General features: G+C 56.2%; 11 protein-coding genes. 3 read left to right on the forward strand and 8 right to left on the reverse strand.

Annotation, left to right across the window (positions count from 1 at the left end):
- Positions 1-4: 4 nt before the first annotated feature.
- Complete coding sequence (locus tag WDB70_RS10530) at positions 5-2,854, forward strand: valine--tRNA ligase (protein WP_406664092.1); 2,850 nt, start codon at positions 5-7, stop codon at positions 2,852-2,854.
- Positions 2,855-2,868: 14 nt separating this feature from the next.
- On the forward strand, positions 2,869-4,899 hold the full coding sequence (locus tag WDB70_RS10535) for a putative bifunctional diguanylate cyclase/phosphodiesterase (RefSeq protein ID WP_406664094.1): 2,031 nt from the start codon (positions 2,869-2,871) through the stop codon (positions 4,897-4,899).
- A gap of 54 nt (positions 4,900-4,953) precedes the next feature.
- Here the strand turns inward: WDB70_RS10535 and WDB70_RS10540 are convergent, their stop codons facing one another.
- The 5 genes from WDB70_RS10540 to WDB70_RS10560 all read right to left on the reverse strand — a co-directional run bounded on the left by WDB70_RS10540 (position 4,954) and on the right by WDB70_RS10560 (position 9,371).
- Complete coding sequence (locus WDB70_RS10540; RefSeq protein WP_406664096.1) at positions 4,954-6,027, reverse strand: DUF4785 domain-containing protein; 1,074 nt, start codon at positions 6,025-6,027, stop codon at positions 4,954-4,956.
- 8 nt (positions 6,028-6,035) lie between these two features.
- Entirely contained in the window at positions 6,036-6,890 is an 855-nt protein-coding gene (locus WDB70_RS10545) for a hypothetical protein (protein WP_406664098.1), read from the reverse strand.
- A 250-nt stretch (positions 6,891-7,140) separates the two neighbouring features.
- On the reverse strand, positions 7,141-7,515 hold the full coding sequence (gene rraB / locus WDB70_RS10550; RefSeq protein ID WP_406664100.1) for a ribonuclease E inhibitor RraB: 375 nt from the start codon (positions 7,513-7,515) through the stop codon (positions 7,141-7,143).
- 55 nt (positions 7,516-7,570) lie between these two features.
- Positions 7,571-8,296, reverse strand: a complete 726-nt coding sequence (locus WDB70_RS10555) for a 1-acylglycerol-3-phosphate O-acyltransferase (RefSeq protein WP_406664102.1) — start codon at positions 8,294-8,296, stop codon at positions 7,571-7,573.
- Between the two features lie 46 nt (positions 8,297-8,342).
- Complete coding sequence (locus tag WDB70_RS10560) at positions 8,343-9,371, reverse strand: glycosyltransferase family 9 protein (protein ID WP_406664104.1); 1,029 nt, start codon at positions 9,369-9,371, stop codon at positions 8,343-8,345.
- A gap of 84 nt (positions 9,372-9,455) precedes the next feature.
- Between WDB70_RS10560 and WDB70_RS10565 the strand changes: the two genes are divergently transcribed.
- A complete protein-coding gene (locus tag WDB70_RS10565; RefSeq protein WP_406664106.1) occupies positions 9,456-10,178 on the forward strand; it encodes a 3-deoxy-D-manno-octulosonic acid kinase in 723 nt (240 codons plus the stop codon).
- A gap of 14 nt (positions 10,179-10,192) precedes the next feature.
- Here WDB70_RS10565 and parC read toward each other — a convergent pair whose 3' ends face one another.
- The 3 genes from parC to parE are packed head-to-tail and all read right to left on the reverse strand — an operon-like array spanning position 10,193 to position 16,414.
- A complete protein-coding gene (gene parC, locus WDB70_RS10570) occupies positions 10,193-12,448 on the reverse strand; it encodes a DNA topoisomerase IV subunit A (RefSeq protein WP_406664108.1) in 2,256 nt (751 codons plus the stop codon).
- A 31-nt stretch (positions 12,449-12,479) separates the two neighbouring features.
- Positions 12,480-14,528, reverse strand: coding sequence for a putative bifunctional diguanylate cyclase/phosphodiesterase (locus WDB70_RS10575; RefSeq protein WP_406664110.1), 2,049 nt, complete (start codon positions 14,526-14,528; stop codon positions 12,480-12,482).
- On the reverse strand, positions 14,525-16,414 hold the full coding sequence (gene parE / locus WDB70_RS10580) for a DNA topoisomerase IV subunit B (protein ID WP_406664112.1): 1,890 nt from the start codon (positions 16,412-16,414) through the stop codon (positions 14,525-14,527). Before parE ends, WDB70_RS10575 begins: the two co-directional genes overlap by 4 nt.
- Between the last annotated feature and the right edge of the window lie 9 nt (positions 16,415-16,423).

The following is a 16,423-nucleotide window of genomic DNA, read 5'->3' on the forward strand; positions in this document are numbered from 1 at the left end:
TGAAATGGACAAGACATATAACCCCTCTGCGATCGAAGAAGCCCTCTACCAGGCCTGGGAACAAAAAGGCTATTTCAAGCCCAGCGGTGACAGCAGCAACGGTAACTACTGCATCATGATCCCGCCGCCGAATGTGACCGGCAGCCTGCACATGGGTCATGCCTTCCAGCAAACCATCATGGATGCCATGACCCGCTACCAGCGCATGCAAGGGAAAAATACCCTCTGGCAGGTTGGTTCTGACCATGCCGGTATCGCCACGCAGATGGTGGTGGAGCGCAAGCTGGCCGCACAAGGCCAGCCAGACCGCCATGCTCTGGGGCGTGACCAGTTCATCGACAAAATCTGGCAGTGGAAAGAAGAATCCGGTGGCACCATCACCCGCCAGATGCGCCGCTTGGGTAATTCCGTCGATTGGGAACGGGAACGCTTCACCATGGACGAGGGGTTGTCCAACGCCGTACTGGAAGTGTTTGTGCGCCTGTATGAGGACGACCTCATCTACCGTGGTAAACGCCTGGTCAACTGGGATCCGAAGCTGCACACCGCCATTTCCGATCTGGAAGTTGAAAACAAAGAGCAAAAGGGCCACATGTGGCACCTGCGTTACCCACTGGCCGATGGCGTCAAAACTGCTGACGGTAAAGACTACCTGGTGGTAGCCACCACCCGCCCGGAAACCGTGCTGGGTGATACCGGCGTAGCGGTTAACCCGGCTGATCCGCGTTATCAGGATTTGATTGGCAAGTTCATTGAACTGCCGCTGGTAGGCCGGCGGATCCCCATTGTTGGTGACGAGCACGCCGACATGGAAAAGGGTACCGGTTGCGTCAAAATCACCCCGGCCCACGACTTTAATGACTACGAAGTGGGTAAGCGCCACGGTTTGCCAATGGTCAACATTCTGACCCTGGACGCCCATATTCGCAGTACCGCTGAATGCGTTAACAGTGACGGCACCGCTAACAAAACCATGGATGCCAGCCTGCCTGCCGACCTGCAAGGGCTGGAGCGCTTTGCTGCCCGTAAAGCGGTGGTGGCGTACTTTGAGACCGAAGGACTGTTAGAAAAAGTGGATGACCACACCCTGTCTGTCCCCTACGGTGACCGTGGCGGTGTGGTGATCGAGCCGATGCTGACAGACCAGTGGTACGTGCGCGTGGCGCCACTGGCCAAACCGGCTATCGAGGCGGTGGAAGATGGTCGCATCCAGTTTGTTCCCAAGCAGTACGAGAATATGTACTTTGCCTGGATGCGTGACATTCAGGACTGGTGCATCAGCCGCCAGCTGTGGTGGGGGCACCGCATTCCGGCCTGGTATGACGAGGCCGGCAAGGTTTATGTTGGCCGCAGTGAAGAGGAAGTCCGCGCCAAGCACCAGCTGGGCAGTGATGTTACGCTGCGCCAGGATGACGACGTGCTCGATACCTGGTTTAGCTCGGCGCTGTGGAGCTTCTCCACACTGGGTTGGCCGGAGCACACCGAAGCCCTGCGCACCTTCCACCCCACTAACGTACTGGTAACCGGCTTTGACATCATTTTCTTCTGGGTAGCCCGGATGATCATGATGACCATGCACTTCGTTAAAAACGATGACGGCACGCCGCAAGTCCCATTCAAGACGGTTTATGTCACCGGTCTTATCCGCGATGATGAAGGCCAGAAAATGTCCAAGTCCAAGGGCAACGTCATCGACCCACTGGATATGATTGACGGCATCAGCCTGCCTGAGCTGCTCGCCAAGCGCACCGGCAACATGATGCAGCCGCAGCTGGCAGAAAAAATCAAAAAACGCACCGAGCAACAGTTCCCGGACGGTATTGTTGCCCACGGCACTGACGCGTTGCGTTTCACTCTTACTGCTCTTGCTTCTACCGGCCGCGATATCAACTGGGACATGCGCCGCCTTGAGGGTTACCGCAACTTCTGCAACAAAATCTGGAATGCCAGCCGCTTTGTATTGATGAACACCGAAGAGCAAGACTGTGGTTTTGCTGGCGGCGAGATGACGCTGAGCCTGGCTGACCGCTGGATCCTTGGCCAGTTCCAAAGCACTGTCAAAGCGGTGCGTCAGGCTATGGACAGCTACCGCTTCGACATGGCCGCCAACCATCTCTATGAGTTTACCTGGAACCAGTTCTGTGACTGGTATCTGGAACTGACCAAGCCAGTACTGCACAAAGGCACTGATGCCCAGCAACGGGGCACTCGTCACACCCTGGTGACCGTTCTGGAAGCGCTGCTGCGCCTGATGCACCCGGTCATGCCATTTATTACCGAAACCATCTGGCAACGGGTGAAAGTGCTGGCCGGCATTGATGCCGACACCATCATGCTGCAGCCTTACCCGGCGTATCAGCCAGAGCAAGTTGATGCCACCGCAATGGCCGACCTGGAGTGGGTGAAGCAGTTTATTGTGGCCATTCGTAATATCCGCGCTGAAATGGATATTGCGCCAAGTAAGCCGCTGGAAGTATTGCTGGTGAACAGCAGTGACAGTGACCAACGCCGCCTGGCCGATAACGAAAACTTCCTGCTCAATATGGCCAAGCTGACCTCTATTACTTTGGCAGAGGGTGAATTACCCCCCACCGTCACTCAGCTGGTCGGTAGCATGGAAGTGCGTATTCCGATGGCCGGGCTGATAGACAAAGATGCCGAACTGGCCCGCCTTGGCAAACAGCTGGAAAAAACCGAGCAGGAACTGCAGCGTGTGAGCAGCAAGCTGGCTAACGAAGGCTTTGTTGCCAAGGCCCCGGAAGCGGTGATCGCCAAAGAACGCGCCAAGCAGGCTGAACTGGAAGCAACACTGGAAAAACTCAACGCTCAGCGCCGCAGTATCGAAGCGCTCTGAGCATTGTCTGGCCAGTGTCGGTGACACTGGCCTTTTTCATTGTCGCCGAAAATGGCTACAGTAGTGTCATAACAATTACTTACGAGGATCGCATCGACTTGGCCAGCGCCGATACTTTGCTTGCTAACCTGCCATGCCCCCTGCTGTGGCTGACCGCTGATGGCCAGCTACAAGGGCATAATCCGGCTTTTGCAGAGCTGGTCGGCGGTGATGTAGATGCTTTTATAACCAGTGCCACCGGCCGCCAATGGCTGGCGCGCTGCCAGCCGGTGCCCGCCAGCTGGCAAGCCGGCCTCAGCGGTGTGGGGCTGGTGCGGGTCCGGGCCTCAGCCATGGCCGACAACAAAGGGACTTTGGTCTATGTTCAGCCAGTGGTCGACCACCACGGCTCCGTGCTGGATTTGCTGTCTCAGCCTATTTTTGTCCAGGCTACCGATGGCACCCTGCTGGCTGCCAACCAGGCCTTTGCCGATTTCCTGTCCAGCAAGCGGCTGGCCATGCAGGGCGAACCGCTGGACAGCTTTTTAACCGAACCCTGGCAGCAACCGCTGGATAAAGGCCGGGCCGCCTTACTAGCCGGTGACAGTCCGGAGCAGCCCCATATCACCAGCCCGGATGGTCGAATTTGGAGCGTGCACAAACGGCTGCTCAAAGATGATGACACGGCGATTGCCATCATCAATGAGGTGTGGGATATCACCCATCAGCTGCAACTGGAAGCCGAACTCAGCGGCACCCCCACCCAGGACAAACTCACCGGCCTGCTGGCACGTGATGAGTTTCTCCATCAGATGGGTGAACAGGTCAACGTCGCCCGGCGCCTGGGCACAAAGATGGGCCTGGTGATGCTGGATCTGAAAAATTTTCAGCAGATCAACGATGACTATGGCCACCAGGTAGGTGACAGCCTGCTCAGCGCCGTCGCCAAGCGGGTACACCAGACACTGCGTGACACCGACATTCTCGCTCGCCTTGATGGCAACCGTTTTGCGGTGCTGGCCGCGCACCTGAAATCGTCCGAAGACATGGCGCAGGTTCATCACAAATTGTCACTGGCCTTTGATGAGCCTTTTGAGCTGGAAGGTAAACCCTTTGCTCTGGGTTTTCGCGCCGGGGTGGCCATTTACCCGGACGATGCCAACGACAGTGACACCCTGTTCAATAATGCCGAACTGACCCTGCACCAGCTGAAAAAAGACGGTGGTGAAGTGCGCTTTTATGATGAGCGTATCGATGCCATGGTGCGGCTGACCAGAGAGCTGGGTAAAGATCTCCAAGGAGCCGTTGAACAAGGTCAGTTTTTTCTGCGTTATCAACCGATCATCAGCGCCTACGGCAACCGCCTGCAGGGTGTGGAAGCCCTGGTACGTTGGCAACACCCGACCCACGGCATCCTGGTCCCGCAGGAATTTGTCTACATTGCTGAAAATGTCGGCATGATTGACACGCTGGGCGATCACATCATGGATCTGCTAGCCAAGCAGCTGCATCAATGGTTGGATTACGGCATCTATAACCTCTGCATGACCATTAACATTTCTCCGCAGCAACTGCGTAACCACCACCTGTTTGAACGCACCAAGGCACTGGTGGAGGAGCTCGGTGGCCCGGATCAATTCATCATTGAGTTGGAATTAAACGAGGCAGCCATTCACAACAATGGCCAGCGTTATGCCCAGCAGCTCCACGATCTGAAAAAGCTCGGGGTGCGGCTCTCCATTGACGAGTTTGGCTCCATCAACGGCGCGCTGAATAACCTGACCAAGCTGCCTATCGACACCATCAAGATTGACCGCCATTACGTGGCCAAGCTGGGTCGTGATCCGGATGCCGACACGCTGGTTAGGGCCATTATCCGCCTCGGCAAAGACTTGGGTATTCGCACCAGTGCCGTGGGGGTGGAAGAGCTCGATCAGCTCAACTTTCTGCGCAGTGAACATTGCGATCAGGTACAGGGCTTTGCGGTGTCAGAGCCCTTGTCCGGGGAAGATTTTATCTCCTGGTTCCACAACTTTAATCTGGTTCGCGGCGGCATTCAGCCGTAAGTAAAAGTCGCGCTCTGATATCATAAAAAAAGCCCGCCGAAGCGGGCTTTTAGTTTATTTGACGTCCGGGTAGAGCTTGAGCATCCGGGTCTGGTCGGTTATCACCAGATCGTCCAGCTGGTAGTGGCTCAAGTCCTGGCCAGAGACCTTAAACGGCAGGCTAAACACCGCATCGGCATCCACTTGCTGTGCCACTTCCGTGGTTGCCAGGGCCACTTTTTGCTTGCCCTGAACCGACACCAGCGTTGCTTTGATGGCAAAACGCCCTGGCTGTTGAGCCAACAGCGGTACCTTCGCGACAACCGAGCCATCACTGGCGGTTTCCAGGTGGCTACTGCCCAGCGTCGCCGTCTGTTCAGTCTGCATGAATGGCAACGTCGCCGAGCGCGCGACCGTTTGGCCATTAACAGTAGACTCACTGAATACGTTCAGCTGGTAGTAACCGTGCCGGGCACCGACGGCCTGCAGAGGCGTATCAAAGGTGACATTCTGGCCATCATAGTGCACTGGCACCTTGTCACCATCAGGGCTAACCAAAGTCAGTTTTACTCCCTTGGCCGGTAATGCCTGCCCTTGCATGGCCAGCGCCAGAGCCAGTTTTTGCTGCCCCGGGTGCACACGAAAATCCGCCTTGGCATCAAGCACCAGCGGCGAGCCTTTTTCCTTCACATGTACCAGGTACTCGTCGTCATCACGCAGCGGCTGGCTGGTTTTGAGGATATGCGCTTCCAGCGGTGCTTTCATGGCCACCGAGCCGTCTTCAAAACCGGCCTGACGCATCTGTTGCTGTGAGGCGATACGCTGTACGGCCAGCGCTTTGCCCTTGGCACTGCCATGCAGTGACAGCAGGTTCAAGTCCAGGCCGCGGGCCTTTTCGACCTGACCGGCTTGAAAGTGCGCTTTCGGGGCTACCCGCACCAGGTTATCAGCCTGGGTAATATGCAGCGCCACACCGGCTTTTAACTCTTTACCGGTAACCCGTTGCCAGTACTCGTTACTTTGCTTGCTGATGGTCAGCATCGGCTTGGCTTGGATTTGCGGCGCCGGATATTGATACACCACCGGCTTAGCAATAGCCGCAGGGCTGAGCAGTAGCGAAATGGCGATCATAGACATCACTGTTTTCATGGTCGCTCCTAGATACGGTTTTTGATAAAGGTGGGCAGGCCAAAGCAGTTACGGCGGCTTTGCTGATGAGATAACGGCTCTTTGCCATTGGTTTTAGTGATGTCTTTGAACCAGACAACACCCGCCAGCGACTGTGATGAGCAGTTAAGGAAGCCGTCAGAACAGCTATCGAGCCAGTTCTGGGTGACTTCCAGAGCGACCTGATTCTGATAACCACCACAATAGCTGTCGCTGTCCCAGACCGCCGAGTCGACATCACTGCCCACTACCGTTTCAAAATAGCTGGGTAAGGCCGGGCGTCCGGGCGTACCGTACAGCCACTCCGCGTTGTAGGAGGCCATCCAGGACACTTGCTGCATTTTCACCGCGTCACTGGCGTAGCCCAGCAACCAGCCCAGGGTCGTTTCAAACACGTTGCCGGCCACCACCGCATCAGCCAACGGCGTACCGCCACTGGACGGCGCCAGGGCAATCACGTGGTTGGTTTTGTTGATGATGTTAGGGTAACGGCTGTCCCAGGTGGGGTTGGAGAGGATCCAACGCACCACGTTACCGCCATTAGAGTGCGTGATCAGCGTCAGTGAGGTGATTTGCTTGGCATTGATAAAGTCCGTCAATTGCCCGGCCAGGCAGCCGGCGGCTGCACTGTCCCACATGTACTGATCAAAATCGCAGTTAATCACCACATAGTTATTGGGGTTGGGTAACCCCTGACGAACCGTGTCAACAAAGGCACTGGTCCAGTAGTCGTGATATGCGTCCGTTTGTTTGCCCGTACCATGTACGAAAGCAATCCCTTCTTGCGCATTAGCGCTTTGCAATGAAGCTACAACAAGCGCCATCAATAGCATGATTTTCTTCATTTTTTGCCTATCGATGTGATTGGTTTGGGTTAGTAGTGTGATGGGTGCTGCTGCGTACAACATAAAACAGTTGTCACACCCGAGAGTGAAACTAGTAACAAACCATACACAACACAACGACAACCGGCAGTTCTGGCCAAGGGACTTGCCAGAATGTTCACTGGATCACGGTTTGATGGGATAAGTGACAGAAATTTGTCAGGAAAATGAAAGAAAAAGCAGAAAAAAGCCGGCTTCTTGCCGGCTCTTGTTATTCTTCGTCCAGTTCGTCGTCTTCTTCCCCGAAGAAGGTACCCCAACCGTCGTAGTCCACACCAAAGCGGTCGGCCAGTTGCAACAGGGTATCGGTATCTTCGTTCAGCTCCTCAAGCACCAAGGGCCCTTCACGAACAGCATCAAAGCAGAATAGTGTCACCCGGCCTTCCCGGAATTCTTCTGCATCGGCCACTTCATAGCCCAGCTTGTACACTTCCATGGCCATCTTCTCCAGCTTGTCAAAGCTGGGGCTGGCAAAGTGATGTTCAATAACAAAATCCTCGCTCAGATCAGCGCCATCTTCGCGCAGCGAGTCGAGAATATCCTGGTTATCTTGACGCTGGGCGTCCAGGCGGGCAGCAAGTGACATGGCAAACTCCTCTAGCGGTGGCGCTAAGCCTATCATGGCCGGCGCCAAGGCGCCGTCAAATTTCCTTGAGTGTCTGCGCCATCATTTGATGGCAGCGCTCTGACAGGGCTCGGGCTTGGCTGCGATCCAAGCCTTCGGTGCTGACCGGCGGCAGATAGCGTAACGTCACAGTGCCGTTATGCCAGCGGTTGAGGCGCTTATCATCCAGGTTGGAAACGACAATCGGCACTATCGGCACACCGGCAGCAATAGCGGTATAAAACGCACCGGTTTTAAACGGTAACAGGCCCCGGCCGTAACTGCGCGTTCCTTCCGGGAACAACCACACCGACAGGTTATCCTCACGGATGCGCCGGGCCGTTTCATCGATGGTGCCTTTGGCCCGGCTCTTGTTGTTACGGTCAATCAGGATATTACCGCTGAGCCAGTACAGCAGACCGAAAAAGGGGATCCATTTCAGGCTTTTCTTGCCAATGGTGACAGTGCGAGGCCGCACCGCATTGGAGGCGGTAAAAAGATCCCAGGTACTCTGGTGGTTACCGATAAAGACCACCGGCCCCGCGGGCAGGTTTTCCTCGCCCTCAATTTTCACCTTGGCACCCAATAACGGTGCCAGGCCACCAAACAGGTGGGCAAAACGGTAAACATGATTGGGGTGAAAGGGGCGAAGCAGGCAATACAAAGAGCCAAACACGCCCACCAGCATCACAATCAACAGCAATAAAGTCACACGTAAAACGGCAAGCATAATGGCACCGGTGGGAAAAACTGCGCTGCGCATTATACCGGCTTGTTGCCAAGAAACATCCGTTTTAGCGAACAAATGTTCACTCAGCGAGGATCCGCTCCAAGCCATCCACTACTTCATCAACACCAATACCAGCCATCAGCGCTTCGCCCTTGGCACGCTTCCCCCAGGGCAATTGCTGCCAGGGCTGGCCGGTTTGTGCGGTGATATTGGCATCGTAGCGGTTCACGACCCACTGCTGATGGTTATAAGGCCCGGTACGGCGGGGGTTAGAGTGAGCATACAAGCCGATGGTCGCAACCTTCTGACTAGAAGCCATGTGCACCGGCCCGGTGTCTGGAGCCAAGACCACCCTAGCCCGGCCTAACAGTGCCCACAGTGTTTTCAGATCGGTCTGGCCGGTCAAATCGGTTACCGGATACTGGCAATAAGCACTGATCGCCTGGCCTCGCTCTCGTTCTGAGCTGGCCGGGCCACCACACAGCAGTACGCTGAGCCCTTGTTCACTGGCCCAGTCAGCGACTGCCGCATAGCGCTCCGCCAGCCAGGCCCGTTCCGCTTTTGAGGCGCTATGGCAGATCACCAAAGCCTGCTGCCCATCCGGCAGCAACTCAGCCGCTTTACGCGCCGCCACCTCTGGGATCGGAACCGGCAACGGCCACTGGGGTTGGGGGTCGCTTATCCCCAGATAGCGGGCAAAAGCGAGAAAGTTATCCAACACGTGCACGCTGTCAGGTGCCGGTACCTGTTCATTGGTAAACAGCCATTGCCCTTCACCGGCACGGCTACGGGCAAAGCCCAGCCGCCGCTTGGCGCGGATCCCCAAGCTCAGCACGGAAGCGCGCAAGGCAATTTGCATATGCAACAAGGCATCAAAACGCCGCCCGGACAGCTGCCGCCACAGCGCTCGCATTCCTTTAAAGCCGGCTTTTTTGTCAAAAACCACCAGCTCAACGCCATCCAGACCAGCCATTAATTGCGCTTCCGCTTTCCCCAACACCCAGGTGATCTGACAGGCCGGCCAGCGCTGACGGATCACACTGACTAAAGCCAGGGCGTGACAGACATCACCGATAGCCGATAAGCGTAAGATACAGATGGATTTCATGGCAGCTCCAGCACGAAAGCGCGGTCATTATGCAGCCCGCAGGGGCTGATGTACAATGGCCGCAACAGCCTCCGAGAGCCCGATATGAACAGCCCCCACGCCTTCTGGAGCCGACGCCATTTTCTCCTGCACGACCCGCTGCGTTTTAGCCAGCCCGGCCCGGATGAATTTACCCCGCAATACTGGCTCGATCGCCAAGCCGTAACCGGCCAGAGCCATGGCCGCGGTGTCACCTACTTTGTGCAGCAGGGCCAGCAACACTGGGTATTGCGCCACTACCGCCGCGGTGGCCTGATCGGCAAGCTGATCCACGACCGCTATCTTTACACCGGCATTGCCCGCTGCCGGCCGGTCGCCGAGTTTCGGCTGTTGCAGCAGTTGCATCAGCAGGGCTTACCGGTACCCCGGCCCATTGGTGCCCACGTACATAAAGTGGGCCTCTGGTATCGCGGTGACCTACTCATTGAACGTATTGATGGTGCGCGCGATCTGGTGGCCTGGCTGCAACAGCAACCACTGAGTGAGATGCAGTGGCAGGCCGTTGGCCAGCTCTTGCGCCGCTTTCATGATGCCGGTGTCTACCATGCCGATCTCAACAGCCACAATATCCTGATGAATGATGCCAAGGCCCTGTGGCTCATTGATTTTGATCGCGGCGCTGTGCGCGCACCCGGCGTCTGGCAGGAAGATAACCTGGCGCGACTGCTGCGTTCCTTAAACAAAGAACAGCAACGCCTCAGCCCCTTTTACTGGCAACAACAACGGGACTGGCCAGCACTGATGGCCGGCTATGAAAAAGGCGCCTGAACGGCGCCTTTTACTTAGTCGGAGCTTTCCACTTCCACCGCATCCACCCGTTGCAGCCCTCGCGGCAACTTGGCTCCACGGCGGCCTCGTTCGCCCTGATAATGCGCCAGATCATCGGCTTTAAGGGTCAGCTTGCGCTTACCGGCGTAGGCGGTCAGGCTGTCGCCCGGGCCAAGAATGGCCAGTTGCCTTACCACCTCTTCCCTGCTGGCTGCCCGGGCTGACGGGATAGCCATAATTTTATTGCCCTTGCCTTTGGCCAGTGCCGGCAGATCGGCTAACGGGAACAGCAGCATGCGCCCCTCGTTACTGATCGCCACCACCTGGCAGCCGTCCTTGTTAGGTATCTTCAGCGGCGGCAGTAGCTGGGCACCGGTGGGCAGTGTCACTAGTGCTTTACCGTTTTTCTGGCGGCTGACCATGTCGCTGAGCTTACAAATAAAGCCGTAACCTGCATCGGAGGCCAGCAGGTACTGATCGCTGTCTTCTCCCAGCAATACCTGCTCAAAACTCTCCCCGGCCACCAGGTTGAAGCGAGTGGTCAGCGGTTCCCCCTGGGAGCGGGCCGATGGTAGCGAGAAGGCATCACAGGCAAAACTGCGGCCTGAGCTGTCAATAAACACCACCGGCTGATTACTTTTGCCACGGGCTGCCGTTTTAAAACCATCACCGGCTTTGTAGCTGAGTTTTTCCGGCTCGATGTCATGGCCTTTGGCAGTGCGCGCCCAACCGTTGGTCGACAGCACCACTGTCACCGGTTCAGTCGGCATCAGTTCTTTTTCCGTCAGCGCCTTGGCTTCGGCCCTAACTACCAGCGGTGAACGGCGCTGGTCACCGTAGCTTTCGGCATCAGCTTGCAGTTCTTTTTTGATGAGGTTTTTCAGCGCCCGCTCCGAGCCCAGCAGGCGAGTCAGTTCGTCACGCTCTTTGGCCAGCTCGTCCTGTTCAGAGCGGATCTTCATTTCCTCAAGCTTGGCCAAGTGGCGCAATTTCAACTCGAGAATGGCTTCCGCTTGTTTGTCAGACAAACCAAAGCGGGCCATCAACACCGGCTTGGGTTCGTCTTCGCTGCGGATAATGTGGATCACCTCATCGATATTCAAAAAGGCAATCAGCAGGCCCGCCAGCACATGCAGCCGCGCCTCGACTTTATCCAGCCGGTATTGCAGGCGCCGGGTTACCACACCGGTGCGATATTGCAGCCACTCGCTGAGCATCAGGTTCAGTGGCTTGACCTGCGGCCGGCCGTCGAGGCCCAGCACATTCAGGTTCACCCGGTAATTGCGCTCCAGATCGGTAGTGGCAAACAGGTGCGCCATCAGCGCCTCAATGTCGACCCGATTGGATTTGGGCACCACAACCAGGCGTACCGGATTTTCATGATCAGACTCATCACGCAGATCAGCGACCATCGGCAGTTTTTTGGCCTGCATCTGGGCAGCGATCTGCTCGAGAATTTTGCCGCTGGCAGTCTGGTGTGGCAGTGCCGTGATCACCACTTCACCGCTATCAAGTTCGTACTTGGCGCGCATTTTGACGCTGCCCCGACCGCTCTCATAGAGCTTTTGCAGATCCGCCGCTGGGGTAATAATTTCGGCCTCAGTGGGGTAATCCGGGCCAGGCACAAACGCCATCAGCTCAGCCACACTGGCCTTGGGATGAGACAATAAATGGATGCAGGCGGCCGTCAGTTCACACACGTTATGGGGCGGAATGTCGGTGGCCATGCCCACGGCAATGCCGGTAGTGCCATTGATCAGCACATGGGGCAAACGGGCCGGTAAAATGGCCGGTTCATTGAGGGTGCCATCAAAGTTTGGCACCCAATCAACGGTGCCCTGGCCCAACTCCGCCAGCAGTACCTGGGAAAACTTGGCCAACCGCGACTCAGTATAACGCATAGCCGCAAAGGATTTAGGGTCATCCGGTGCCCCCCAGTTCCCCTGGCCGTCAACCAGCGGGTAGCGGTAGGAGAACGGCTGTGCCATCAGCACCATAGCCTCATAGCAGGCGCTGTCTCCGTGCGGGTGATACTTACCCAGCACATCACCGACAGTACGGGCAGATTTTTTGTACTTGGCAGCAGCACTGAGCCCCAGCTCGCTCATGGCGTAAATAATACGCCGCTGCACCGGCTTGAGGCCGTCGCCCAGGTGTGGCAAAGCACGGTCCTGGATAACGTACATGGAATAGTTCAGATACGCCGACTCCGTAAAGCGGCGTAGCGGCATTTGTTCAATGCCGTCCAGACTTGCGGCTATCTCATCCATGGGCGTGTCGTTATGGTCTCTTATTAAACATTCAAGCTACCGCCAGGCTCGGCCACAAGCATTCTGCTGGCTGTGGCTGACCGAACAGGTAACCCTGCATGTAACTGACCTGCAAAATACTCAGCAGCTCAGCCACTTCTTCATCTTCAACAAATTCAGCAACGGTGCGGTAACCGAACTGATCGGCAATATCCACCAGGGCACTGACAAAAATCGAGTCGGCACCCTGATTGGCCAGGCCACGAATAAAGGAGCCATCAATTTTGATGTAATCCACCGGCAGCGACTTGAGGGTGTGGAATGACGAATAGCCCACCCCGAAGTCATCCAGGGCAAAATGGCACCCTAATCTTTTGAGCTGCTCCATGAACTGGCGGGCTTTGTCGAGGTTGGTCAGGGCCGCTGTTTCGGTGATTTCGATAATCAGTAACCGGGCCAGATCCGGACGTTGCTGCAAACGCTTGGCAATCATGGCAATAGCGGTATTCTCACCGAAGGTTTTCGGAGACAGATTGACGGCCAAGCGCACCTGATGTTCCAGATCCAACCTGTCTAACAGCCGCAGCAGTTCATCAAAGACCCACAAATCCAGTTCAGTGGTACGGCCGGTCTGCTCGGCGGCACGAATAAACTCGACCGGTGACACCAGTTCACCGCTACGATCCCGCGCCCGCAACAGTGTTTCATAGTGCGCCACTTCACGGGTTTCGGTATCCACAATCGGCTGAAAATACAGACTCAGGTTATTGCTGTTAATGCCGTGCTTGGACTTTTCTATCCAGTACAGGTGCTGCCCCAACATGGCTTCATTTTCACTGTGCACCACCCGCACCCAGCGGTTTTTGCCCTGCTCTTTGGCACTGTACATGGCGATGTCAGCCCGGGCGAGAATGTCATCGATGTCGTCACCGTCATCCGGCAGGTGGGCCACACCAATGGAAACTGACGGCGAATGCAGCTGGCCACCACCACTGACCCGAACATCCCGCAAGGCATCATAGAGGCCAAGCAGCAGCGACTCTTCCGCCGCTTCAGTCAGTCCCGGTACCAGAACCGCAAATTCATCACCACCAAAACGCGCCACGGTAGCGTTTTCCGGCATCACTTTACTCAGTACCCGGGCAACCCGGGTCAGCAAACGATCACCCACTTTGTGGCCAGCAATATCATTGACCAGTTTGAAGTTATCCAGGTCCATGAACATCAGACTGGCGCGCTGGCGGTAACGCAGCAAGTCCTGCAACTTGACTTCAAAATGGCGGCGATTCAGGAGTCCGGTCAGCACATCGTGGCTGGCCAACCACTCCAGTTCACTGGCCCGGCGCTGCAATTGTTCTTCCATGCTTTCCAGCTGCAGCGACATTTTTTCCAGCCGCCGCCCCAGTACACTAGGCTCGTCCAGCAGGCGCTTGCGATGGCCAATCGCACGCAAACGCACTCTGAACTGTTCATAGGCGCCGTTGGCCAGTAACGGCAGGGAATCGCTGATCGCCGACAACCGGTTCAGTGGCTGGCGCAGTAGCCAGTAAAACAACAATGAAAAAAGCCCCAGGCCAAGCAGACCGAAAATCAGCGCCTGCGTTTGCGCAGCACTGCGCACTGACAGCAGATTACTATCTCGAATCAGGACCCCAAGGCGGTATTGGCTGTCATGCCAGAGGTTCTCATACCAGTAAGGGCTGTTGTCACAACTTCCGCTATCTAGACAGGCCTGGCTCAGCTGTGGTGGCTCTGGAGTAGTGCTGTACAGCAGCGGCTGCTGGGCGTTATTCGCCGTTACCACCAGGTCCAGATCCATAGCCCGGCTCAGTGCACTCAGGGACTGCTGCGCTTTCCCTGACAACAGCTCACAGTCTGTTTGACTGCAATGCAAATGCCAGGGGCCATCGGCATGTAACGCTCGTAACTGATTACTGAAAAGGCTTTGGGCGTAATGCTGACTTTGCTGACGGAGCATCTGGTTCATCTGCCCGGCAAGCCAATTGTTCGAGTGCAGATAACCCACAAAAACCATCGCCAGTAAGGCAAAAGCAGGAAGCAACAACTGCCAGCGCAGGCTGAAGGCAACAGCTCGTTTCACGCCAACTCCGCCTGATGGCCGTGGTTTTCCAGCCACTCCCGACGATCCCCGGAACGCTTTTTCGCCAACAGCATATCCATCAACGCCAGAGTCTGTTCCGCATCATCAACGGTCAACTGCACCAAGCGCCGGGTTGACGGCTCCATGGTGGTTTCCCGAAGCTGCAGCGGGTTCATTTCGCCAAGTCCTTTAAAGCGGGTCACTTGAATTTTACCGCGACGATTTTCCGCCGCTAAGCGATCCAAAATGCCCTGCCGCTCCTGCTCATCAAGGGCGTAATAGACATCCTTGCCCACATCAACCCGAAACAGTGGCGGCATGGCGACATAAATATGTCCCTGTTCCACCAGGGGCCGAAAATGCCGTAAAAACAGCGCGCACAGCAAGGTTGCGATGTGCAAGCCATCAGAGTCGGCATCGGCAAGAATGCAAATTTTACCGTAACGCAGTGCGCTCAGGTCAGTGGAGTCCGGGTCCATGCCGATGGCAACAGAAATATCATGCACTTCCTGGCTGGCCAGGATATCTGTCGAGTCCACTTCCCAGGTGTTAAGGATCTTGCCTCGTAGCGGCATCACCGCCTGAAAGTCGCGGTCACGGGCCTGCTTGGCGCTGCCGCCGGCCGAGTCCCCTTCCACCAAAAACAGCTCAGAACGGGATGGGTCATCCGTGGCACAGTCGGTCAATTTGCCAGGCAGTGCCGGGCCGGAAGTTACCTTTTTGCGAGCCACCTTTTTGGCACTGCGGGTACGCCGCTGGGCGTTGCTGATAAAATGCTCGGCGAGCATTTCAGCAATCTCAGTGTTGGAGTTCAGCCACAGACTGAAGGTGTCTTTGACTACCCCGGAGACAAAGCTGGCGCATTGGCGAGACGACAGCCGCTCTTTGGTCTGGCCGGCAAATTGTGGATCCTGCATTTTTACGCTGAGCACAAAGGCGCAGCGGTCCCAGATATCTTCAGGAGTCAGTTTCAGCCCGCGTGGCAGCAAGTTGCGAAACTCACAAAACTCGCGCATAGCCTCCAAGAGTCCTTGTCGCAAGCCATTGACATGGGTGCCCCCCTGCGCGGTGGGGATCAGGTTAACGTAAGATTCCTGAATCAGGTCGCCGCCTTCATGGAGCCACAGCACAGCCCAATCCACCGCTTCGGTGGTCGCCGCAAATTCGCCGACAAAAGGCGCTTCCGGCAGTTTCGGCCACTGCTCTACCGCCTCGAACAGGTAATCCTGAAGACCTTTTTCAAAACACCATTCGTGGGTTTCATCATTGACCTTGTCAACAAAGCGTATGGTCAACCCCGGGCACAAGACGGCCTTGGCTCGCAGGCTGTGGCGCAGCCTAGGTGCGGAAAAACGGGGCGAATCAAAATAGCTGCTGTTAGGCCAGAAACGAACCCGGGTACCGGTATTACGCTTGCCAACACTGCCAACAACGCTCAGTTCTTCAACCTTGGCGCCGTTTTCAAAGGCAATGGTGTATTGCTGGCCATCACGCTTGATGCCCACTTCAACACGGTTAGACAGGGCGTTGACCACCGAAATGCCCACACCGTGCAAGCCCCCTGAAAACTGGTAGTTTTTAGACGAGAACTTGCCGCCAGCGTGCAGTTTGCAAAGGATAAGCTCAACACCGGGCACGCCTTTTTCCGGGTGGATATCCACCGGCATACCACGGCCATCATCAATGACTTCCAGCGACTGATCCTCATGCAGGATCACTTCCACTTTACTGGCAAAGCCAGCCAGTGCTTCGTCGACGGAGTTATCGATGACTTCCTGGCCCAGGTGGTTAGGGCGCGCAGTGTCGGTATACATGCCGGGGCGGCGTTTTACCGGCTCCAGCCCTTCGAGAACTTCCAGATCTTGCGAGGTGTACTGGTTACTCATGACAGGGTC

The organism is Gallaecimonas aegicerasi (genome assembly GCF_045291545.1).
Classification (GTDB): Bacteria; Pseudomonadota; Gammaproteobacteria; order Enterobacterales; family Gallaecimonadaceae; genus Gallaecimonas.

Excerpts from the sequence above, each read along its gene's own strand:
- WDB70_RS10565 (WP_406664106.1), top strand. The coding sequence starts at position 9,456 with ATGAACAGCCCCCACGCCTTCTGGAGCCGACGCCATTTTCTCCTGCAC.
- WDB70_RS10555 (WP_406664102.1), bottom strand. The coding sequence starts at position 8,296 with ATGCGCAGCGCAGTTTTTCCCACCGGTGCCATTATGCTTGCCGTTTTA.
- rraB (WP_406664100.1), bottom strand. The coding sequence starts at position 7,515 with ATGTCACTTGCTGCCCGCCTGGACGCCCAGCGTCAAGATAACCAGGAT.
- WDB70_RS10560 (WP_406664104.1), bottom strand. The coding sequence starts at position 9,371 with ATGAAATCCATCTGTATCTTACGCTTATCGGCTATCGGTGATGTCTGT.
- WDB70_RS10540 (WP_406664096.1), bottom strand. The coding sequence starts at position 6,027 with ATGAAAACAGTGATGTCTATGATCGCCATTTCGCTACTGCTCAGCCCT.
- WDB70_RS10545 (WP_406664098.1), bottom strand. The coding sequence starts at position 6,890 with ATGAAGAAAATCATGCTATTGATGGCGCTTGTTGTAGCTTCATTGCAA.
- parC (WP_406664108.1), bottom strand. The coding sequence starts at position 12,448 with ATGGATGAGATAGCCGCAAGTCTGGACGGCATTGAACAAATGCCGCTA.
- parE (WP_406664112.1), bottom strand. The coding sequence starts at position 16,414 with ATGAGTAACCAGTACACCTCGCAAGATCTGGAAGTTCTCGAAGGGCTG.
- WDB70_RS10530 (WP_406664092.1), top strand. The coding sequence starts at position 5 with ATGGACAAGACATATAACCCCTCTGCGATCGAAGAAGCCCTCTACCAG.